At 57.2% G+C, this 1,084-nt stretch carries 1 protein-coding gene; it reads left to right on the top strand.

Annotated elements, in window-relative coordinates:
- Nucleotides 1–59: 59 nt before the first annotated feature.
- Entirely contained in the window at nucleotides 60–998 is a 939-nt protein-coding gene (locus DW171_RS10040) for an AEC family transporter (RefSeq protein WP_118271100.1), read from the top strand.
- Nucleotides 999–1,084 lie beyond the last annotated feature (86 nt).

The following is a 1,084-nucleotide window of genomic DNA, read 5'->3' as shown; positions in this document are numbered from 1 at the left end:
GCCCACTTCTCAAAACAAGACAGGCGCCCCGGCCCTCGTGGGATAGATAAGGGGGAAGCATGAGCTTTACGAGCGTGGCGCTCCAGATGTTGACGGTTTCGTTGCCTATTTTGTTGGGGTGGTGTATCGCCAAGCTGGGGTTTATGAAAGCGGAGTTCGAGCGCGAGCTGTCGCATCTGCTGCTGCAGGTGGCGCTACCGTGCTTGGTGCTTTCGTCAGCGCTGGGCGATGATGTGACGCTTCCGAGCATTGCCGATACGTTTTCGCTCATGGGACTGTCCTTTGTGATGTATGTGGTGGCGACCGTTATCGCGTTTGCTGTCACCGCTGCTCTTCGCGTTCCCAAAGGGACGGAATGCTCGTATCGCTTCGCCGTGCTTTTCGGTAATGCCGGGTTTATCGGTTTTCCGGTTATTTCGGCGGTGTTGGGAAAACAAGCGCTGTTGTATGCATCGATTGCGCTTATCCCCCCAAACTTTCTTATGTTTACCGTCGGCGTTATGTTATTTAGCGGAATAAGTGGTGGCCTTAAAACGCAGATGCGCAATATTGCCGCCTGCTGCAAGAGTCCTGGTCTCATTGCAAGTACTGCTGTGCTTGGGATCGTGCTCACCGGATGGACCGATTGGGGCGTGCTGGGCGACTCGATTTCCATCGTTGGCACCATGACCACTCCTGCGGCATTGTTGCTCATGGGGTCGTCTATCGCCAAGTACCGTCCGCTCGAGATGCTCACCAACTGGCGTGCCTATGCTGCCGTGGCATTTCGCCTGGTTGTCGTGCCGGTGGCATGTCTTGCCGTCGCGCGCTTGTGGCCCGGCATGACGCCCATGTTTATCGCGACGCTTGTTCTCGATATGGCAATGCCGGTGGGTAGCAACGGTACGCTGTACTGCCTTCAATACGGTAAGGATGCACGCCCCATGATGCAGTGCACGTTTCTGTCGATCATTTGCTCCATTCTGACTATCCCGCTCGTAGCCACGCTGTGCGGGTAGGCATCCGGGACGGTCTCGCGCTGGGGCCTTGCCCGGCGGGGTGGCCTTGCTCCGGGAAGTGGGCTTCGCGAACTTCCCGGAGCAAG

This window comes from Collinsella sp. AM15-2, from assembly GCF_003471985.1.
Lineage (GTDB): Bacteria > Actinomycetota > Coriobacteriia > Coriobacteriales > Coriobacteriaceae > Collinsella.
Note: the sequence above shows the minus strand (reverse complement) of the source record. Positions and strands in the feature narration are given on the sequence as shown.

What these genes read in the sequence shown, in the direction of transcription:
- DW171_RS10040 (WP_118271100.1), top strand. Translation starts at nt 60, where the DNA reads ATGAGCTTTACGAGCGTGGCGCTCCAGATGTTGACGGTTTCGTTGCCT.